The sequence below is a fragment of the Streptomyces sp. NPDC047869 genome, from assembly GCF_040704065.1.
Lineage (GTDB): Bacteria > Actinomycetota > Actinomycetes > Streptomycetales > Streptomycetaceae > Streptomyces.
This window is the reverse complement of the sequence record NZ_JBEYRK010000001.1, coordinates 92,022-113,045: the sequence shown is the minus strand read 5'-3', so window position 1 is coordinate 113,045 and position 21,024 is coordinate 92,022. Positions and strand designations below refer to the sequence as shown.

Below are 21,024 nucleotides of genomic sequence, written 5' to 3'. Positions count from 1 at the left end.
GCCGTTGTGGGCTTTTCCCGTTTGACACGGGGGCGGGATGTACCGTCACACTCCGCAGCGTCACACGAGCCAGAAGCACGCCGCGACCCCGGGACGAAGGCCGGGGGAGTGGCCGGCGTCGACCGGAGAGAAGAGCGAAGTTGTCCCCGACCAGCGAGACCGCACAAGGCGGCCGCCGACTCGTCATCGTCGAGTCGCCTGCCAAGGCGAAGACGATCAAGGGCTACCTGGGCCCCGGCTACGTAGTCGAAGCGAGCGTCGGGCACATCCGCGACCTCCCGAACGGTGCCGCGGAGGTACCCGAGAAGTACACCGGTGAGGTGCGCCGGCTCGGCGTGGACGTCGAGCACGACTTCGAGCCGATCTATGTCGTCAACGCGGACAAGAAGGCCCAGGTCAGGAAGCTCAAGGACCTGCTGAAGGACTCGGACGAGCTCTTCCTCGCCACCGATGAGGACCGCGAGGGCGAGGCCATCGCGTGGCACCTCCTCGAGGTCCTCAAGCCCAAGGTCCCGGTCAAGCGGATGGTCTTCCACGAGATCACCAAGGACGCGATCCGCGAGGCCGTCGCCAACCCGCGCGACCTCAACCAGCGCATGGTCGACGCCCAGGAGACCCGCCGCATCCTCGACCGCCTCTACGGCTACGAGGTCTCGCCGGTCCTGTGGAAGAAGGTCATGCCGCGTCTGTCGGCGGGCCGCGTCCAGTCCGTCGCGACCCGGCTCGTCGTCGAGCGCGAACGCGAGCGCATCGCTTTCCGTTCCGCCGAGTACTGGGACCTGACGGGCACCTTCGCGACCGGCCGCGCCGGAGACCCGTCGGACCCGTCGTCGCTGGTCGCGCGTCTGCAGACCGTCGACGGCAGGCGGGTCGCGCAGGGCCGCGACTTCGACTCCCTGGGCCGGCTGAAGAGCGCGAACACCCTGCACCTCGACGAGGCGAACGCCCGCGCCCTCGCCGCCGCGCTGGAGAACACCCGCTTCTCCGTGCGCTCCGTCGAGTCCAAGCCCTACCGCCGCTCGCCGTACGCCCCGTTCCGTACGACGACGCTGCAGCAGGAGGCCAGCCGCAAGCTCGGCTTCGGCGCCAAGGCGACGATGCAGGTCGCCCAGAAGCTGTACGAGAACGGCTACATCACGTACATGCGTACGGACTCCACGACGCTGAGCGACACGGCCGTCGCGGCCGCCCGCGCCCAGGTCACGCAGCTCTACGGCGCCGACTACCTGCCGGACCGGCCGCGTACGTACGCCGGCAAGGTCAAGAACGCGCAGGAGGCGCACGAGGCGATCAGGCCCTCGGGTGATCGTTTCCGTACCCCGGCCGAGACCGGCCTCACCGGCGACCAGTTCAAGCTCTACGAGCTGATCTGGAAGCGGACCGTCGCCTCCCAGATGAAGGACGCGACCGGGAACAGCGTGACGGTGAAGATCGGTGGCACCGCCGCCGACGGCCGGAACGTCGAGTTCAGCGCGTCCGGCAAGACGATCACCTTCCACGGCTTCCTCAAGGCCTATGTCGAGGGTGCCGACGACCCGAACGCCGAGCTGGACGACCGCGAGCGCCGGCTGCCGCAGGTCGCCGAGGGCGACGCGCTGTCCGCCGAGGAGATCACGGTCGACGGCCACGCCACCAAGCCCCCGGCCCGCTACACCGAGGCCAGCCTGGTCAAGGAGCTCGAGGAGCGGGAGATCGGCCGCCCGTCGACGTACGCGTCGATCATCGGCACGATCCTCGACCGCGGCTACGTGTTCAAGAAGGGCACGGCCCTGGTGCCGTCCTTCCTGTCCTTCGCCGTGGTCAACCTGCTGGAGAAGCACTTCGGCCGGCTCGTCGACTACGACTTCACCGCCCGCATGGAGGACGACCTCGACCGCATCGCCCGCGGCGAGGCGCGTGCCGTGCCGTGGCTGAAGCGGTTCTACTTCGGTGAGACCGTGCCGGACAGCGGCTTCACCGCGGGTGCCACGGGCGGCGCGGCCGACGCGGGCAACGGCGACGGGGACCACCTCGGCGGCCTCAAGGAGCTGGTGACCGACCTGGGCGCGATCGACGCGCGCGAGGTGTCCTCCTTCCCGGTGGGCAACGACATCGTGCTGCGGGTGGGCCGCTACGGCCCCTACATCGAGCGCGGCGAGAAGGACACCGAGCAGCACCAGCGCGCCGACATCCCGGCCGACCTGGCGCCCGACGAGCTGACCGTCGACCTGGCCGAGGAACTGCTGGCCAAGCCGAGCGGCGACTTCGAGCTGGGCACCGACCCGGTGAGCGGCCACCAGATCGTCGCCAAGGACGGCCGCTACGGCCCCTACGTCACCGAGGTGCTCCCCGAGGGCACCCCGAAGACCGGCAAGAACGCGGTCAAGCCGCGGACGGCCTCCCTCTTCAAGTCGATGTCGCTGGACACGGTGACCCTCGACGACGCGCTGCGGCTGATGTCGCTGCCGCGGGTCGTCGGCGCCGACGCGGAGGGCGTGGAGATCACCGCGCAGAACGGCCGCTACGGCCCCTACCTGAAGAAGGGCACGGACTCGCGCTCGCTGCAGGCCGAGGAGCAGCTCTTCACGATCACGCTGGAAGAGGCGCTGGCGATCTACGCCCAGCCGAAGCAGCGTGGCCGGGCCGCCGCCAAGCCCCCGCTGAAGGAGCTGGGTGAGGACCCGGTCTCCGCCAAGCCGGTCGTGGTCAAGGACGGCCGCTTCGGGCCGTACGTCACCGACGGGGAGACCAACGCGACCCTGCGCTCCGGCGACAGCGTCGAGACGATCACCCCGGAGCGCGGCTTCGAGCTGCTCGCCGAGAAGCGGGCGAAGGGCCCCGCGAAGAAGACGGCGAAGAAGGCCACCGCGAAGAAGGCCGCTCCCGCGAAGAAGGCCACCGCCAAGAAGACGGCGGCGAAGAAGACGACGGCGGCCGCGAAGAAGACCACGGCCAAGAAGACGACCGCGAAGAAGGCGACGGCCTCGAAGGCGACGGCCTCGGGCACGGAGGACTGACACCCCGCCGGGCCGCCGGCCGGACCGTCACTCCGGCCGGCCCGGCTCCGGATCCGGCTTCGCGAAACGAACGCCCCGGCATCACTTTGATGTCGGGGCGTGCACACGTCAGGAGTGGTAGGTGTGGTGTCGGCGCCTGCGGATAGGCTGAACGCATGACGCGAGCCGAGCAGCCAACGGCCCCCACGCCAGCACCGGACGACGCCCTGGTCGCGGACTCCCGCGAGCGCGCCGTCCGCTCACTGCTGCGCCGACCGCAGGTGAAGCGCCTGTGGAGCGCGCAGCTCGTGAGCGGTGTCGGTGACTGTCTCGCCCTCCTCGTGCTGATCGTCCTGGTCCTCCAGGCGGCCGTCGCCGAGGGCTCCTTCGGCGGGGGGTACCGGGGCGCGGCGTTCGCAGTGGCGACCGTCTTCGCGGCGCGCATTCTCGCCACCCTGCTCTTCGGCGCCGTCCTCCTCGGCCCGCTGACCGCGCTCACCGCCCAGGAGGGCCCGCTCGACCGTCGCTGGACCATGGTCGGCACCGACGGCCTGCGGGTCGCGCTGCTGATCGTCGCGCCCCTGTGGATCGACTGGATCCCGGACAACGCGCTCGCCGTCCTGCTGGTGACCGTCTTCGTCACCGGCGTCGCCGAGCGGCTGTGGACGGTGTGCCGGGAGAGCGCGGCGCCCGCCCTGCTGCCCGCCCCGCCCCCGGAGGGCGCGACGGTACGCCCGCTGCCGGACCACCTGGACGCCCTGCGCCGGCTCGCGCTGCGCACCGCCTTCCTTGCCGTCCCGCTGGCCGCCGCCGTCCTGGTCGCCGCCGCCCTGCTGAACAACCTGCTCGGCACCGGCGTGGCCTGGTTCGACCAGCACCAGGCGGCCCTCGCCTCCTATGTCGCGGCCGGCCTGTTCGCCGCGTCGCTGTCCGTGCTGACCTCCCTGGAGCTGCCGGACACGCGCACCCCGCGCGCGCGGTCCCCGCTGGAGGGGCTGCGCCGCCCGCGCACCGGCACCGGCGTCGACAAGGGCCGCACCGGCGCCATCCCGCTGCTCGTCCCGGCCTGCGCCGCCGTCGCCGGAGCCATCGCCGCCGCCGTCGCGGTGTGCGTGCTGCACGCCAGGGACCTGGGCGGCGGCCCGGTTCTCTACGGCCTGCTGGTCCTCGGCCTGACCGGCGGAGTCGCCGTCGGCATCCGCACCGCGCCCTCGGTGCTGCCGTCGCTCTCGCGCCGCCGCCTCCTCGCGCTCGCCATCGCCTTCACCGGCGTCGCCCTGCTGGCCGCCGGGCTGGTCCCGGACGTCACCACCGTGCTGCTGATCGTCACGCTGGCCGGCGTCGGCGCGGGCATCGCCGCCAACATCGGGCACGCCCTGCTCGACCAGGAGACCGAGGAGTACCGCAGGGCACGCACCACCGAGCACCTGCACGCGGTCGTACGGGTCTTCATAGCGCTGGGCGCCCTGATCGCTCCCGTGGTCGCGGGGCTCATCGGCCCGCACCGGCTGGAGAACGGCAAGTTCGTCTTCGCGCACGGCGGGGCCTCGTTCACGCTGATGCTGGTCGGCGCGCTGCTGCTGCCGGTTGCCGTGATCGTCCTGGCCAAGGCCGACGACCGCTCCGGCGTCCCGCTGCGGCACGACCTCAAGGACGCGCTGCTCGGCGGCGACGACCCGGTCACCGCCCAGGCGGCGGGTGGTTTCTTCATCGCCCTGGAGGGCGGCGACGGCGCCGGCAAGTCCACCCAGGCCGAGGCCCTCGCCGAGTGGATCCGGGCCAAGGGCCACGAGGTCGTGCTGACCCGCGAGCCGGGCGCCACCCCCGTCGGCAAGCGGCTGCGCTCGATCCTGCTGGACGTGTCCTCGGCCGGCCTGTCGCACCGCGCGGAGGCGCTGCTGTACGCGGCCGACCGCGCCGAGCACGTCGACACCGTCGTACGGCCCGCCCTCGAGCGGGGCGCTGTCGTCATCTCGGACCGGTACATCGACTCGTCCGTCGCCTACCAGGGCGCGGGCCGCGACCTGTCCCCGACCGAGGTCGCCCGCATCAACCGGTGGGCCACCAACGGACTCGTCCCGCACCTCACCGTCCTGCTGGACGTCTCGCCGGAGGCCGCCCGCGAGCGGTTCACCGAGGCCCCCGACCGCCTCGAGTCGGAGCCGGCCGAGTTCCACGCGCGCGTACGGGCCGGTTTCCTCACCCTCGCCGCCTCCGACCCCGGCCGCTACCTGGTCGTGGACGCCGGGCAGGAGCCCGAGGCCGTCACCACCGTGATCCGGCACCGGCTCGACACCGTGCTGCCGCTGTCCGAGGCCGAGATCAAGGCTCAGGAGGAGGCGCGGAAGAAGGCCGAGGAGGAAGCGCGCCGCAAGGCCGAGGAGGAGGCGGCGCGCAAGGCCGAGGAGGAGCGCCTGGAGCGCGAGCGCCAGGAACAGCTCGCCAAGCTGCGCGCCGAGGAGGAGGAGCGCAAGCGCCGCGAGCTGGAGGAGGCGCAGCGCCGCGAGGCCGAACGGCAGGCGGAGGAAGCCCGGCAGCGGGCCGAGGAGGCCGCCCGCCGGGCCGAGGAGGAGCGGCAGCGGCTGCTCGCCGAGGAGAAGGCCCGCGCCGAGGAGGAGGCCCGCCGCCGCGCCGCGGAGGAACGCCGGCGCCGGCAGGCCGAGGAGGAGGCCCGGCTGCGCGCCGACGAGGAAGCGCGACAGGCCCGGCTGCGCGCCGAGGAAGAGGCACGGCGCCTGGACAAGCAGCGGAAGGCCGAGGAGGCGCTGCTGCGCGCCGAAGAGGCGCGCCGGCAGGCGGCCGAGGCGGCCAAGGCGGCCGACAGCGCGGCGCGCCGGCCCGGCACGCCGCAGCCGAAGGTCCCGGGCATGACGCCCGACGAGGCGACCGTGGCGACGCCGGTGGTCTCGCCGGGCGCGGCGGAGACGGTGCCCACTCCCGTGGTCTCGCCGGGCAACGACGACACGGCGGTGCTGCGGCCGGTGCGTGAGGAGCGGGCCGAGGACGCGCGCTCGGCGGGCCGCACGACCGACTCCGAGGTGACGGCCGAGCTGCCGCAGCCGCCGGCCCCCTCCGGCGCCGCGGACGAGACGGCGGTGCTGCCGCCCGTGTCCGCCGACGAGACCGCCGTACTGCCGCCCGTCCCGTCCGGTGCCGCCGACGAGACCGCCGTGCTGCCGCCGGTGCGGGACGACGACCCCGCGCACCGGGTGCCGCCCGGCTACTTCCGGGACGACTCCCGGGACGAGCGGAGCGCCGCCCGTCCCGACGGCGGCGAGGACCGCACGCGGGAGATGCCCCGGATCGACGCCGACGGCACACCTCGCAGCCGCCCCCGGCCCGACTGGGCCGAGGAGACCCCGCTGGACGACCTGCCCTCCCTGGCGGACGAACTGCTCGGGTCCTACGACGACCGGCAGCCGGAGCGGGACGAGTCCGGCGACGACGAGCCCCGTAGGCGGCGTGGCCGCGGTGGCCGGCGCGGCTGACCGCCGACGCCGCGGACCACATCGCACGGGCCTGCCGAACGGGCACGCCGAGCGAGGAACACCGGGCGGCGCCCGCCGGACCCCACGGGGTACCGGCGGGCGCCGCCGTCGTTGTCAGTGCCCGCCCGCACAATGGAGGGCGGAACGCGGAGTGTGACGGAAGGACGGCGTGACCCATGACCGTGTGGGACGACCTCGTCGGACAGGACAAGGTGAGCGCGGTGCTCGACGCCGCCGCGCGGGACGCCGACGCCCTCGTCACGGCCGCGGCCGCGGATCAGCCGCCGCCGGAGGCGTCGAGGATGACGCACGCGTGGCTGTTCACCGGCCCGCCCGGCGCCGGCCGGAACCAGGCGGCACGGGCCTTCGCCGCGGCCCTGCAGTGCGTGAGCCCCGACCGGGCCCTCGGCGGCACCCCCGGCTGCGGTTTCTGCGACGGCTGCCACACCGCGCTGCTCGGCACCCACGCTGACGTCAGCACGGTCGCCGCCGTGGGCGCCGAGATCCTGGTGAAGGACATGCGGGACACGGTCCGCAAGTCGTACACCGCCCCGGCCAACGGCCGCTGGCAGATCATCCTGGTCGAGGACGCCGAGCGGCTGAACGAGAGGTCGGCCAACGCCGTCCTCAAGGCGGTGGAGGAGCCCGCGCCCCGCACGGTGTGGCTGCTGTGCGCCCCCTCGATCGAGGACGTCCTGCCGACCATCCGCTCCCGCTGCCGCCACCTGAACCTGCGCACGCCCTCGGTCGAAGCCGTCGCCGACATGCTCGTACGCCGCGACGGCATCGAACCCGCGGCGGCCGAGGCCGCCGCGCGCGCCACCCAGGGCCATGTGGACCGGGCCCGCCGCCTGGCCACCGACCCCGCCGCTCGCGAGCGGCGGGCCGCCGTGCTCAGGCTCCCGCTGCGGCTGGACGAGGTCGGGTCCTGCCTCAGAGCGGCCCAGGAACTGGTCGACGCGGCCGCCGAGGACGCCAAGCAGCTCGCCGACGAGATGGACGACAAGGAGACCGAGGAGCTGAAGGCGGCGCTGGGCGCGGCCCAGGGCGGTCGGCTGCCGCGCGGTACGGCCGGCGTGATGAAGGATCTGGAGGCCATGCAGAAGCGCCGCAAAGCCCGTACCCAGCGGGACAGCCTCGACGTCGCCCTCGGTGATCTCACCGGCTTCTACCGCGACGTCCTCGCCCTCCAGCTCGGCTCCCGGGGCGCGATCGCCAACGGCGACACCGAGGACGCCCTGGACCGGCTGGCCCGTGGCAGCAGCCCGGAGTCCACACTGCGCCGCATCGAGGCGATCGCCGCCTGCCGTGAGGCCCTGGACCGCAATGTGGCCCCGCTGCTCGCGGTGGAGGCGATGACGATGGCACTGCGGGCCGGGTGAGCCGGACGTACGGTGGTTGACGGACTCCGTCCCCCGTACGGGGCCACACTCTGTACGTCGCGTACTCATCACGTCGCTCAGCGTTACGATCGCCTGATGCACACCTGGCCCTCCCTCCGCCGTCCCCAACGGACCGGCCGGACCCGCACCGCACCGCGCGCCCGAACCCGATCCCGGGCGACGGCCCGTGTCACGGGCGCCCTGATCGCGGCCGCCGCACTCCTCGTGTCCGCCTGCTCCGCCGGGAGTTCCACCACGGCGACCACCGGCGCGGCGGAGGCGGCGCTGGCCGCGCTGCCACGGGCCACGCCCGCGGCGCTGGCCCCGTACTACGGCCAGCACCTGCGCTGGCGGGCCTGCGGTGTCCCCGGCTTCCAGTGCGCCACGATGAAGGCGCCCCTGGACTACGCCGACCCCGGAGCGGGGGACATCAAGCTGGCCGTCGCGCGCAAGAACGCCACCAGCAAGGACAAGCTCGGCTCGCTGCTGGTCAACCCGGGCGGCCCGGGCGGCTCGGCCATCGGCTACCTGGAGCAGTACGCGGGGATCGGCTACCCCGCCGAGGTCCGCGCGCTCTACGACATGGTCGCGATGGATCCGCGGGGCGTCGCGCGCAGCGAGCCGGTCGAGTGCCTCGACGGCCCCCGGATGGACACCTTCACCCAGACCGACGTGACCCCCGACGACCGGCAGGAGACGAACGCGCTGGTCGGGCAGTTCCGCAAGTTCGCGGAGGGCTGCGGTGCGCGCTCGGCGCGGCTGCTGCGGCACGTGTCCACCGTCGACGCGGCACGGGACATGGACATCCTGCGGGCGGTGCTCGGCGATCCGAAGCTGAACTACGTGGGGGCGTCGTACGGCACCTTCCTCGGCGCGACGTACGCCGGCCTGTTCCCGGACCGGGTGGGCCGGCTCGTCCTGGACGGCGCGGTCGACCCCTCTCTCGACTCCCGCAGGATCAACCTGGACCAGACGGCCGGCTTCGAGACGGCGTTCCAGGCGTTCGCGAAGGACTGCGTGACCCGCTCCGACTGCCCGCTCGGCGCCAAGGGCACCACTCCCGCGCAGGTCGGCGACCATCTCAAGGCCTTCTTCCGCAAGCTGGACGCCCATCCCGTCCCGGCCGGCGGCCGCAAGCTCGTCGAGTCGCTGGCCACCACCGGAGTGATCGCGGCGATGTACGACCAGGCGGCCTGGGAGCGGCTCCGCGAGGCGCTGACCTCGGCGATGCGGAAGAACGACGGCTCCGGCCTGCTCGCCCTCTCCGACAGCTATTACGAACGCGACGCGAAGGGCCAGTACAGCAACCTGATGATGGCCAACGCCGCCGTGAACTGCCTCGACCTGCCGCCCGCCTTCACCGGCCCCGAGCAGGTGGAGGAGGCGCTGCCCGCGTTCGAGAAGGCGTCCCCGGTCTTCGGCGCGGGCCTGTCCTGGGCCTCGCTGAACTGCGCGTACTGGCCGGTGAAGGCCACCGGCGAGCCGCACCGGATCGAGGCGAAGGGCGCCGCCCCCATCGTGGTCGTCGGCACCACCCGTGACCCGGCGACCCCCTACCGCTGGGCCCGGTCCCTGGCCGCCCAGCTCTCCTCGGGCCGCCTCCTCACCTACGTCGGCGACGGCCACACCGCCTACGGTCGCGGCAGCTCCTGCATCGACTCGGCGATCAACGCCTACCTCCTCAACGGCACCCCGCCGCCCCCCGGAAAACGCTGCTCATAGCCCTCGCACCCGCCCCGGAGCCCCCCGCTCCGAGGCGGGTACGAAGCACCCCACGAAACTGTGTAGACTTACCGACGTTGCTGATCGCACCATAGTGCGGACAGCGCGCCGCTTTAGCTCAGATGGCCAGAGCAACGCACTCGTAATGCGTAGGTCTCGGGTTCGAATCCCGAAAGCGGCTCAGGGATAAACCCGCTGGTCAACGGCGGTACGAGATGAGCCCCGGTCAAGATCACCGACCGGGGCTCATACACATTTAGTACACCCTGCTGCGGGCGGGTGATCTAGGTGAGCGACGCATCCGCCATCGCTAGTGCGACAGCTCGGCCCGCGTCCAGGGCGTCCGCCACTTCGTCCAACCGGTCCGGGAACAGGTGGCCGTAGATGTTCAGCGTCATGCTGGCGTCCTTGTGCCCCAGCATCAGCTGGACCACCTTCACGTCAGCCCCGGCGGCGATCGCCAGCGAGGCGGCCGTGTGCCGCAGCTTGTGCGGGGTGATGCCCAGGCCCTCGAGGCCGGCCGCCCTCACCGCTGGGTCGAACACCCTCGAGCGGAAGTTCGCGTACCGCAGCGGCCCGCCCTCCGGAGCGGTGAACAGCAGATCGTCAGCCTTCCGCCCCTTGGCCAGGTCGCCCAGCTCGTTCGCGAACGACCGGGGGAGCGGCACCGAGCGCTTCTCGTGGTTCTTCACCGGCCCCAGGGCCAGCACGCCGCTGACGTCCGTGAAGTTCTGCACGATCCGCATGCGCCGCTGCGGCACCTGCAGCCGGCCCACCTTCACCGCGGAGGCCTCCGCCCACCGGATGCCGCAATACCCCAGGGTGAGGATCAGCAGCCGGTACTCGTCGGCCTCCACGGCCAGCCGCTCCAGCTGCTCGTAGGTGAGATAGACGTGCTCGTCCTCGTCGTCCGGCCGGGGCAACTCGTGGTCGTGACACGGGCTCACGGCGATCCGCTTCGAGAACACCGCATGCTTCATCGTCATGCTCAGCACCCGGTACGCCTTGATGATGCGGGTGGCGCCAAGCAGCCGGCCGGACTTCCCCGGCTTCGTCTCCAGCTCGGTCAGCCACGCGTTGACGTCCTCCCACTGGACCGCAGCGACCTGCCAGTCACCCCACTTCGGCAGCACGTAGTTGTCCAGCAGGTCCCGGTAGTCCCGCTTCGTCAACCGGCCGATCTTCCGCTTCGAGGCCAGCCACTCCTCGGCGACGATCCGCACGGCCGTCTTCCCGGACTTCGGGTCCCGGTACGAGCCCTTGTCCAGGCGGGCTGTGATGGCGTGCACCTCGGCCTCAGCCTGCGGCAGCTTCACGAACGTCTTGGCCTTCGGCTTGTTGTCCGGGCCGTACCAGCGCACCCGCCAGCGGCCCGGCGGCTGCCGCTTGCTGCCCGCCTTCTTGTCGGCCTGCCACTTCTCGTAGGCGGCCTGGTAGTCCGCGTGGTTCGCGCGATCCTCGATCCAGACTCGGGCCATCAATCCACCTCACCCGGGGACAACTGCATGCGCCGGCCCGGCGGCCGGGCGTAGACCTGGAACTGAAGAAGCGCACCCGACGGGTCTCCCGGCTCGATGCGCTCGATGGGCATCTCCCCGTCCAGCCACTCCCACGCCCTCTCGGCGTCGACAGTCCCCACACCTGTGATCTCCACGCTCTCAGCGGCAGAGTCCGTGAGGGGCAGCAGCAGAGCGGACGGGTTCACGCGCAGCACGGCAGCAAGGGCCGTGAGGTCATCCACGCTCACCTGCCGCTGCATCTTCTCCAGCTTGGCGACCGCGGAGGGCGTGATCGGGCGGCCCGCCTTCTCCATGGCGCCGGCCAGAGCGTAGATGCTCCAGCCCCGCGCCTTCCGGAGGCGAGCTACGTTCGCGGCCACGGTCGCCGCGGTCGGGCCGTACTGGACTGCAGGGCGCGCGCGGCGCTTCTCCTCGGTCATAGAGAGAAGACTAGGCCGATGAGGTGTCCATTCCTGCTCCGAGGGTGGTACCTTCACTCTTGTCATGGGGCCACTGTATCTACATTCGTGGTCAATCTGAACATGAATGGAGGCATTAAATGGCTGACGAACTGCTCAGCCCCAAGCAGGTACGAGCGGTCTACGGCTTCAGCGAGCAGTCGCTTGCCAGCTGGCGCTGGATGGGCACCGGACCGGACTACATCAAGACGAGCCCCGGCCGTAGCGGCCGCATCAAGTACAAGCGCAGCGCGATCGAGCGGTGGCTGGACGAGCGCACCGTGAGCGGAGGCGCCGCGGCATGACTACGAACGCAGAAACGCCCCGGCGGCTATCCGGGGCGTTTCAGAAAGACTCCGCGGCGGGCGGTCGTCCGTCTGCCACGGTACCGGACGCCAAGCCGGAGACGGAACCGGCCGCCATCATCGCCGACTACTGGGCCGACGCGAAGCGCCGGTACCTGCGCGGCGACTACGTCGACTACGGCAGCGACGACTGGAAGGCCCTCCCCCTCGAGGACCCCCGCAAGATGGCCGGCCTCGTCGCCTTCGCCCAGATGTGGCTGCACTACGGCGACGAGATCGCCGACAACCTCAACCGGGCGCTCGCCCAACCCGAGCCGCTCTGGCAGCGAGCCACCACCGAAGCCTGCGAAAAGGCGTGGCAGCAGCTCCTCGCCAAGCAGCAGCGCATCAGGAAGGAGGCCGCGTGACCAGCTCCAGCGACAGCGCCCGGCCCGTGAAGCACCGCGGCCAGCTCCGCATGGCCGAACGGTTCGTGCAGGAGCACGCCGACCACCTGCGGCACGTCCACAGGATCGGCTGGCACGAGTGGGACGGCGCCCGATGGAAGCCCGACGAGAAGCGGGCGGACATGCAGGCGGCCGTCGACACCATCAAGACCGCCCTCGCCGAGCTGCCCGGCCTGGACGAGAAGGAGCGCGGCGAGCTCTACAACGACGCCCGCCGCAGCGAAACCGCGTCCGGCATGGAGGGCATGCTCCGCATCGCAGGCTCGCTCGATCCGATCTCTACAGCCTCGACGGCGCTTGATGCCGACCCGCACCTGTTCAACACTCCCCGCAGCACCATCAACCTGCTGACTGGGGAGACCAAGCAGAACGACCGCGAGGATCTGATCACGAAGGTGGCCGGAGGGGGCATCACCACGCCCTGGCCGGGCGACCTGCGGGCCGCCGAGTGGGAAAAGTTCCTCGAGCGCATCCTGCCCGACGAGGACGTGCGCGCGTTCGTGCAGCGGCTCTTCGGCTACGCCATGCTCGGGAAGGTCACCGAGCACGTCATGCCGATCTTCACCGGCACCGGCGCCAACGGCAAAGGCACCCTGCGTGACGCGCTCATGGCCGCCTTCGGGGACTACGCCATCGAAGTGGACCCGGCCATCCTCATGGAGTCCAAGCACGAGCGGCACGGCGCCTTCAAGATGCGGCTCCGCGGCGCCCGGCTCGTCTTCTGCTCCGAGACGGAGAAGGGCCGCAAGTTCGCCGAAGCCACCATGAAGCGGCTGGTCGGCGGCGACCAGATCGAAGCCAACCTCATGCACAAGAACCCGATCACCTTCGACCCGTCGCACACGCTCATCATGCTGACGAACCACCTGCCGGCCGTCAGCGGCGACGACCCGGCCGTCTGGCGGCGCACCCTCGTTGTCCCGTTCGACGTCGTCATCCCCGAGGAAGAGCGCGACGGAGACCTGCCGGGACGCCTCAAGGCCGCCTCCTCGGCCGTCCTCGCTTGGGCCTACAGGGGATGGGTCGCCTACCAGGAGCAGGGACTGAACCCGCCTGAGGCGGTACGTGTGCGGACCGAGCAGTACCGGGCTGACAGCGACGCCCTCGGACGGTTCCTCGGCGAGCGGACGCAGCAGAACCAGCACGGATACGTGAAGGCCCGCGAGCTGTTCACGGCATGGACGAACTGGTGCCACGACAGCGGAATGCGCTCCGAGGAGATCGGAACGGAGGTGACGTTCGCAGCCTCCATGAAGGCCCGCGGCTTCGAGAAGAAGCGCAGCAGCAGCGGATGGCTGTACCGGGGCGTGATGTTGATGGCCGCCCAACAGGACGACGAGGAGGAAGAAGCCGCCTGACCTGCGGAAGTGCAGGGTTGTGTCGGGTTTCCCGTTAATCCCCACCCATGTGCGCATGGAGAGTTTCGGAAAACCCAGCACAACCCTACACACCGCCCGCACACACAAGATCATCCAGGCCCCCCCAACTACCTCCCGTTGCTGCCTCATTGGCGGCCACCACAGACAGGAGTCACGTTGCCTCAGAACCGAACCCCGTGGCCGTCCTCGTACCAGTACGCGATGGCCAACAGCTGCCCGACCTGCAAGGCGGAGCCTGGAGTCGAGTGCACCGCCCCCAGGAAGCAGGCCACCCAAGAACGCCTCGGCGCGGATCCGCTGTGGCGGCTGCACAAGACGCGGCAGCGAAAGGGAGCGTCGCACCGCGCGCAGGACGTCGCCCGCGCCCCGTGGGTGGAAGACCGTATCCCCGGCCAGCGCTACGACTCGCTCGGCACCGCGGCCCCGGTCTCTGCCGTCGACCAGGCGGTGCAGGCCCGCATCGCCGCTGCCCGCGCCAGGCGGGACGGCCGGCGCCAGCAGCGCGCCGAGCTCAACGAAGCCCGCGGCTACGGCCTGCAGTCCCGGCACGCGGCCAAGCTCCGCCGCTGGCAGGGGGAGGGCGCGTGAAACTCGACCTGGGCCTGACGACGTGCGGCGTGATGATTCACGCCCTGCGCGGCGACCGCGAAGCCGTCCAGCTCCTGCTCGAAACCCTCACCCCCGACCAGCTGGCCACGGTCGCCGAGCACGCCCTGATGGGGCTCGCCGAAGCCGTGACCACCACCCACAGCACCCGCGCAGCCGAGCAGATCGCCCTCGGCATGCAAGACAAGATCTTCGAATCCGGAGGGAACCTCACATGACCCGCGACCAGATCCTTGCCACCTACAACGCCAAGCTGTCCCGCATCGAGTCCAGCCGCACCTACAGCGACCACGCGAAGCGCGTGCTGGCCGCCAAGGCGTACACCGAAGCGCAGGGCGCCATGGACCGGCTGAGGCAGCAGGAGGTCGACGCCATCGAGGGCCGCCGCGAGGCCCTGCAGCGGAAGATGTTCGGACGGGAGAACGCAGCCGACGCGCAGACCGTCATCGCCCGCCGTGACGCCAACGACCGGGCGGCCAAGCTCGACAACCCGCGCGTCGCCGCCGAGCAGCTGCAGACCGCGCTGCGCGAAGGCGACACCACCATGGCTCAGGCCATCGCCCAGCAGGCCGCCGCCTGGGACTGGAGCGACGTCCTCAACACCTACGCCGACACCCGGCCCGGCTTCCGTGAGGCCGCCCAGGAATACAACAGCCTGCCCCAGACCCGCAGCAGCGACTGGAGCGTCCGCCACGGCTTCGCCCACGTCGCCCCGCTGCCGTCCATCCTCGGCAACGCGTCCATCGCCCAGGTTCAGGGCTACGCCGAGCAGAGCCTCGACGAGCCCGGCAGCCCGCTCCCCGTCGCCTCGTTCGGTGGTGATGCCGCGTGAGCAACGTCGCCGACGCCCTCAAGGCGGTCACGGCCGCCGAGCGGCGCAAGCTGCCCGTACCCGACGCGGTGCGGCAGGCCGCCGCCGTCCAGGCCGCCGTAGCCGACACGGCCCGCCGGCCCGACCCCGAGCGGCCCGCCCTGCCCGACGATGCGGCCAGCGTTCAGCAGCTCATCCGCGACCATGCCGCCGAGCTGCAGCTGCTCGACGTCACCCGCCGTGCGGCGAACCGGTTCCACGAGGAGGCCGACCACCGGTATGTGCAGACCGTCCGCGCGGCCATCCCGGCGTGGATCGAAGGCCTGCAGAAGGAGTACGCCGCCCTCGTCGGCGTCATCAGCAAGGCCGCGGCCAAGCTGCCTGACGCCCTGGACCAGCTCGACCCCCGGCGGATGGACTGGAACAACGCCGCTCACGCGGCCGCGTACACGAAGGCGGAAGGCGCAGCCGTCCAGCTGGAGCAGCTCATCTCCGACCGAGCCGACATGGTCAAGGTCGCTGGTGGAGATGGAGGCAGGGACAACGCCCTGTTCGCCGTGGCTGCCCTGCCTGAGCCGACCGCCGAGCAGGTACTGGCCGACGACTGGAAGAGGTTGTCACCTGCCATCGCGCAGTGGCGGGACCTCAGGCAGCAGCCGGTCGCACGCTGGGTGTACCTGGTCAGGCAGGACCAGCTGTCCCTGTTGCTGGCCACACCGGGTGAGGTGAGGCAGCGCGCTGCCCAGGTGGAGCGATGGCGTGACGCCGGCTTCGCCATGCGGTCGGCACGCAACCGCGCAGGGGCAGAGGCAGCGGTCAGGCAGCACCTCGCGGAGACGGCATAACCCATGATCTCGGCGTCAACGGCACCGATCCTGCAGGGCATGTCAGGCATCGGACCCATGGTGCGGCGCTCTCGGGCTACCAGCCAAGCCGCACCAGCGCCGAAGGCCCGCGCCGGGCCGGCCGGGGTGGGGGGTGACACCCCTCCCCCCGGTTCTCCCGGATCGGGCGGGTATAGCACCCCGGAACTTGCCTGCTCGAATTTCTGCATTTTTCAACGATCAAGGAGGAGCCGATGGAGGTGATCCAGGGCCTGGATTCCCTGCCTGAGCCGCCCGTCGAGCTGGGCCGGCGGGGCGCCGAGCTGTGGCAGGCGGTCCTCACCGAGCACGAGCTGCGCACGGACGAGCTGCGCGTCCTGGAGGACGCGTGCCGGGAGGTCGACCTCATCGAGCGGATGCACACCGAGCTGCACACGGCGCCGCTGGTGGTGAAGGGCTCAATGGGGCAGGACGTCGCCAATCCGCTGGTGCAGGAGCTGCGGCAGCATCGGGCGCTGGTCGCCCGCCTGTTGGGGGCGCTGAAGCTGTCTGACGAGGAGCAGGACGGCCGGGATGCCCAGTTCCGCACGGACCGCGCCCGCAGGGCGGCCCTGACGCGCTGGAACGGTACGGGATGAGCCGGCCGAAGCAGCGGCGGCAGCGTCCGCCGGCCGGGATGCCTCCGCAGCTGGCGGAGTTTTGGTTCGACGATTGGCACGACCCGGCCTGGGATGCCGACTACGAGCCGGGCGGCCACTTCCAGCACTACCTGGCCCGCACGGAGTGGCAGGAGGCTCGCCGCCGTTGGATGGACGGCGAGGACTGGCAGTCCTTGATCGAATCCCCCAGACCCGTACAGAGGGACAGCGCCAATACGTCTCCGATCCGGGAAGAGCCGGGGCAGGGGGTGACCCCCCAGGTGAACCGGGCGGCTGTACAGCCACGGTCCCGGCCCATCAAGTCGCGTTAACGATCTGCTCTAGACCCCCTTCAGGCCCGCGCCGAACGGACTGCCGAAAGGGGCAGCCATGGCAATCAGCGTGGGATCCGTCGAGGTCGACGTCATACCCAATGCGCAAGGCGTCCGCCAGCGCATGCAGAACCAGCTTGTCCCCGCCGCGCACTCGGTGGGCGACGAGGTCGGCCGGGTCGTCGGCCGTTATCTGACTTCACATCTATCCAATGCGTTCGTCCAGGGCATCACCCGCGGCGGCCAGCAGGCTCAGGCCGCGGCGGTCCGGCAGGGCGCCCAGACTGGCAGCAGCTTCGCCCGCAGCTTCAAGGGCCGCCTAGAGGCCGCACTCCGGGACCTGCCCGAGGTCCGGCTCAACGCCAACAGCACGGACGCGGAGCGGGAGATCTACAACATCCGCCGGCAGCTGATGGGGCTGCGGGACGCGCGGATCGGCATCGACATCAGCGAGGCGGACGCGGTCGCCGCGATCGACCACCTGCGGGAGCGTCTGGCCCGTCTGTCGGCGTCGTCGGCGAATGTGTCCGTCCGGGTGGACGCCGGCTCGGCTTCGGCGCAGCTGGCCGCTTTCCAGGCCGAGATCAACCGGCTCGACGGCCAGACGGCGGACGTCGACGTCGACACGCACTCGGCGGCCGCCAACTTCAACGCCCTCACGACCGCGGCGATCGCGTTCGGCCCGGCCATCATCCCGGTGCTGCCTGTGGTGGCGGCCGGCCTGGGTGCCATCGCTGCCGCCGGTGCGGCCGCCGCCGCGGGCATCGGGTCGGTGGCGCTGGTGGCGGTGCCCGCCTTCAAGCAGATCGGCACGGTGCTGCAGGCGCAGAAGGCCGCCCAGGACGCTGCCTCGCAGGCGACGCTGAGCGGTGGTCAGGCGGCGGCGCAAGCGTCCTCGAGGGCGTTGCAACTGGCGTCCGCTCAGGCCGCCGTGGCTTCTGCGGAGCGCAACGGCGCCCGGCAGATCGCTCAGGCGCAGGCTCAGGTGTCCCAGGCGCGGCAGCAGGCCGCCCAGACGGCCGCTCAGGCGTCTCTGAGGTCCCAGCAGGCCGCCCGGGCCGTCCAGGACGCCGAACGGTCCCTCAGCGAGGCTCAGAAGGCCGCCACGAAGGCGCAGCAGGATCTCAACCTGGCCCGCGCGCAGGCGGTACGCGAGCTGCAGGACATGAACAACTCCCTCGCGGACGCTCAGCTGTCGCAGCGGCAGGCCGAGCTGGACCTCGCCGACGCGAAGAAGCAGCGGGATGCGGTGTTCGCGAACTCCTCGGCGACCGAGGCGGACCGGGCCCGGGCCCAGCTCGCCTACGACCAGGCGCAGCAGGCCCTGAAGGAGCAGCAGCTTCAGACGCAGCGGCTGAAGAAAGACACGGACGCCGCGAACAAGGCCGGCGTCGACGGCTCCAAGACCGTGAAGAGCGCTCAGGAGCAGCTGGCGCAGGCTCAGCAGCAGGTCGCCGACCGGACGCGGGCGCTGAAGGACGCCCAGGCCGAGCAGGCCCGCACGGCCACCCAGAACGCGCAGCAGATCGCCCAGGCTCAGCAGCGCATCGCGGACGCTCAGGCGAACGTGGCGAACGCGCAAGCGCAGGCAGCCGAGCAGGCGGCCGCGGCTCAGCGGCAGCTGCAGCAGGCGCAGGCCTCGACGGCCGGCGGGGCGAACGCCGCGGCGACCGCTCAGGCGAAGTACCAGGCGGAGCTGGCGAAGCTCACCCCGTCCGCACGGCAGACACTCCGCGCGTTCGTCGACCTCAAGTCGGCGTTCGGCGCCTGGTCCCGGTCCCTGCAGCCGGCCGTGATGCCCATCTTCACCCGGGCCCTGAAGGGCATGAGGAACTTCCTTCCCACGTTGACGCCGTTCGTCCTCGAGGCGGCGGACGCCATCAAGGATCTGCAGGACCGGGCGTCCGCGAACCTGAAGAAGCCGTTCTGGCAGGGCTTCAAGAAGGACCTGCAGCACAGCGTGAAGCCCGCCATCAAGGGCCTGGGTATCGCCTTCGGCAACGTACTGACCGGCATGGCCGGGATCATCGACGCCTTCCTGCCGCACATGGGCGACATCTCCAGCACCATGCAGCGGATCACGAAGCGGTTCGCGAACTGGGGCAAGGGCCTGAAGGGCTCGCCCGCCTTCGAGCGGTTCCTGTCCTACGCCTCCGAGCACGCCCCGCTCATCGGGGACGCCCTCGGCAAGGTGGCGGGCGCCTTCCTCGACATCGGCGGCGCCCTGTCCCCGGTCTCCGGGCCGCTGCTGCGGGTGGTCGGCGGTCTCGCCGAAGGCATCGGCTGGCTGGCGAAGCACGCGCCCGAGCTGGCCATCGCCATCTGGGGCCTGTTCCTGGCAACGAAGCTGTGGGCGCTGTGGCAGCTGGCCCTGAACGGGGCAATGGCAGCCTTCGAACTGATCATGAGCTTCGGCGTGTGGGGCTGGATCGTCCTCGCGATCGGCGCGGTCGTCCTCGCCGTCATCTACCTGTACAACCACTTCGAATGGTTCCGCGACGCGGTCCAGACCGTCTGGCGGGCCATCAAGGCCGGCGCGGACTGGCTGTGGCAGAAGGGCATCAAGCCTGCGTTCGACGCCATCGCCGGCATCGTCGTCTGGCTGTGGCAGAACATCATCAGCCCCTACTTCACCAACTTCGTGATCCCGCTGTTCCGCACGCTGGGCCGGGTGGTCGGCTGGCTGTGGACGCACGCGGTGAAGCCGCACTTCCACCTCATCGCCGACCTGGTCGTCTGGTGGTGGAAGGTGATCCTGAAGCCGCAGTTCAACGCGGCGAAGTCCCTGCTCGGCACCCTCGGCGACGTCTTCAAGTGGCTGTGGACCAAGGTGGTCAAGCCGTACTGGCAGAACCAGCTGGCCCCCGCCATCCGCGACACGTGGAAGAACGTCATCAAGCCGTCGTTCGAGGCGCTGAAGACGTCGATCCGGCAGGTGAAGGACGCTTTCAAGGACGCCAAGGACGCCATCGTCAAGAGTTGGTCCGGGATCAAGAAGGGGACGAAGGACCCGATCAACTTCGTGATCGGCCAGGTGTGGAACAAGGGCGTCGTGTCGGCGTGGAAGAGCATCCGCAAGTGGGTGCCGGGCCTGCCGAAGCTGGACACGCTGCCGCTGCTCGCCCGTGGCGGCACGCTGCCTGTGCAGCCGGGTGTCTTCAACCGGCCCACGGCGATCGTGGGCGAGGGCCGGCCGCAGCACCCGGAGTACGTCATCCCGACCGACCCCCGCTATCGCGGCCGGGCGCTGGCGCTGTGGCAGCAGGCCGGCGGGCAGCTGATGGCGGACGGCGGCATCCTCGGTGACGTCTTCGGCGGCATCAAGAACCTGGGCGGCAAGCTCGGCGACATGTTCTCCTCGGCGACCAGCTTCCTGACCGACCCGGGCAAGGCCCTCGACGGCCTGCTCGGCAAGCTGATCGAGCCGCTCAACAAGGTGCGGTCGGCGGCCTGGGGCAAGCTGGCGCTCGCCCTGCCGAAGCGCGTCTTCAAGGGGCTGAAGGAGCTGGTCACCTTCAGCGGCGACAGCGGCGGCACGGGCGGCCTGGGCGACCTGGGAGCGCACGGCGCGTCCGCACGGCAGGCGCAGAACATCGCCCGCGCACTGCTCGCCAACTACGGGTGGGGCCCGGGCCAGATGAACCCGCTCATCAGCCTGTGGAACGGCGAGTCCGGCTGGCGCTGGAACGCCCTCAATGCCTCCTCGGGCGCCTACGGCATCCCCCAGTCGCTGCCCGCCTCGAAGATGGCATCCGCGGGCGCTGACTGGCGGACGAACGCGGCCACGCAGATCCGGTGGGGCCTGAGTTACATCAAGTCCCGGTACGGCTCCCCGGCGGGCGCCTGGAACTCCTGGCTGTCCCGTAGCCCGCACTGGTACGACACGGGCGGCATGCTCCAGCCGGGGCTCAACCTCGCCTACAACGGGACCGGCCGTCCTGAGCCGGTGCTGACGACCAGGCAGTGGGACGTCCTCGCGGGCTCCAGCAGCAGCGCCACCCTGGGCGACATCTCGCTGAACGTGTGGGTCGGCGACGAGCCGGTGCGGAACATCGCCCGCGCTGAGGTGCGCGACAGCCAGCAGCGGCTTATCCAGGTCATCAACGCCGGCTAGGGAGGGACGCAAAGAAGGGGCGGCCGAAGGCCCGTTTCCGGGTCT

The 21,024-nt window shown here is 71.1% G+C and carries 15 protein-coding genes and 1 tRNA gene; 14 read left to right on the top strand and 2 right to left on the bottom strand.

All coding sequences use genetic code 11. The features are described 5' to 3' along the window. Window positions 1–140: 140 nt before the first annotated feature. The 5 genes from topA (at window position 141) to AB0924_RS00500 (ending at window position 9,748) form a co-directional block, all read left to right on the top strand. Complete coding sequence (gene topA / locus AB0924_RS00520) at window positions 141–2,996, top strand: type I DNA topoisomerase (RefSeq protein ID WP_358932898.1); 2,856 nt, start codon at window positions 141–143, stop codon at window positions 2,994–2,996. 155 nt (window positions 2,997–3,151) lie between these two features. Then, on the top strand, window positions 3,152–6,463 hold the full coding sequence (gene tmk / locus AB0924_RS00515; protein ID WP_358932896.1) for a dTMP kinase: 3,312 nt from the start codon (window positions 3,152–3,154) through the stop codon (window positions 6,461–6,463). Window positions 6,464–6,639: 176 nt separating this feature from the next. Continuing rightward, window positions 6,640–7,845, top strand: coding sequence for a DNA polymerase III subunit delta' (locus AB0924_RS00510; protein WP_366910321.1), 1,206 nt, complete (start codon window positions 6,640–6,642; stop codon window positions 7,843–7,845). A gap of 96 nt (window positions 7,846–7,941) precedes the next feature. Continuing rightward, window positions 7,942–9,567, top strand: coding sequence for an alpha/beta hydrolase (locus AB0924_RS00505; protein WP_366910320.1), 1,626 nt, complete (start codon window positions 7,942–7,944; stop codon window positions 9,565–9,567). Window positions 9,568–9,674: 107 nt separating this feature from the next. Further along, window positions 9,675–9,748, top strand: a tRNA-Thr gene (locus AB0924_RS00500). A 103-nt stretch (window positions 9,749–9,851) separates the two neighbouring features. Here AB0924_RS00500 and AB0924_RS00495 read toward each other — a convergent pair. Together AB0924_RS00495 and AB0924_RS00490 are read right to left on the bottom strand one after the other, a co-directional pair. After that, window positions 9,852–11,045 (bottom strand): site-specific integrase, encoded by a 1,194-nt coding sequence (locus AB0924_RS00495; RefSeq protein ID WP_366910319.1) that lies wholly within the window; start codon window positions 11,043–11,045, stop codon window positions 9,852–9,854. Continuing rightward, entirely contained in the window at window positions 11,045–11,506 is a 462-nt protein-coding gene (locus AB0924_RS00490; protein WP_366910318.1) for a helix-turn-helix transcriptional regulator, read from the bottom strand. Before AB0924_RS00490 ends, AB0924_RS00495 begins: the two co-directional genes overlap by 1 nt. Before the next feature lie 119 nt (window positions 11,507–11,625). Between AB0924_RS00490 and AB0924_RS00485 the strand changes: the two genes are divergently transcribed. From AB0924_RS00485 to AB0924_RS00445, 9 genes are all read left to right on the top strand, one after another. Further along, complete coding sequence (locus AB0924_RS00485; RefSeq protein ID WP_366910317.1) at window positions 11,626–11,829, top strand: helix-turn-helix domain-containing protein; 204 nt, start codon at window positions 11,626–11,628, stop codon at window positions 11,827–11,829. Next, window positions 11,826–12,236: a hypothetical protein gene (locus AB0924_RS00480; RefSeq protein WP_366910316.1), complete on the top strand. Its 411-nt coding sequence runs from the start codon at window positions 11,826–11,828 to the stop codon at window positions 12,234–12,236. The genes AB0924_RS00485 and AB0924_RS00480 overlap by 4 nt, the downstream gene beginning before the upstream one ends. Further along, on the top strand, window positions 12,233–13,633 hold the full coding sequence (locus tag AB0924_RS00475) for a phage/plasmid primase, P4 family (protein WP_366910315.1): 1,401 nt from the start codon (window positions 12,233–12,235) through the stop codon (window positions 13,631–13,633). Before AB0924_RS00480 ends, AB0924_RS00475 begins: the two co-directional genes overlap by 4 nt. Window positions 13,634–13,810: 177 nt before the next feature. Then, the gene (locus AB0924_RS00470; protein ID WP_366910314.1) at window positions 13,811–14,242 is read left to right on the top strand and encodes a hypothetical protein; all 432 of its coding nucleotides are present in this window, start codon (window positions 13,811–13,813) and stop codon (window positions 14,240–14,242) included. Then, entirely contained in the window at window positions 14,239–14,478 is a 240-nt protein-coding gene (locus AB0924_RS00465; RefSeq protein WP_366910313.1) for a hypothetical protein, read from the top strand. Before AB0924_RS00470 ends, AB0924_RS00465 begins: the two co-directional genes overlap by 4 nt. After that, window positions 14,475–15,092, top strand: coding sequence for a hypothetical protein (locus tag AB0924_RS00460; protein WP_366910312.1), 618 nt, complete (start codon window positions 14,475–14,477; stop codon window positions 15,090–15,092). The genes AB0924_RS00465 and AB0924_RS00460 overlap by 4 nt, the downstream gene beginning before the upstream one ends. Beyond that, on the top strand, window positions 15,089–15,916 hold the full coding sequence (locus tag AB0924_RS00455; RefSeq protein WP_366910311.1) for a hypothetical protein: 828 nt from the start codon (window positions 15,089–15,091) through the stop codon (window positions 15,914–15,916). Before AB0924_RS00460 ends, AB0924_RS00455 begins: the two co-directional genes overlap by 4 nt. 233 nt (window positions 15,917–16,149) lie before the next feature. After that, the gene (locus AB0924_RS00450) at window positions 16,150–16,533 is read left to right on the top strand and encodes a hypothetical protein (RefSeq protein WP_366910310.1); all 384 of its coding nucleotides are present in this window, start codon (window positions 16,150–16,152) and stop codon (window positions 16,531–16,533) included. Between the two features lie 390 nt (window positions 16,534–16,923). Then, on the top strand, window positions 16,924–20,979 hold the full coding sequence (locus tag AB0924_RS00445; protein ID WP_366910309.1) for a hypothetical protein: 4,056 nt from the start codon (window positions 16,924–16,926) through the stop codon (window positions 20,977–20,979). Window positions 20,980–21,024 lie beyond the last annotated feature (45 nt).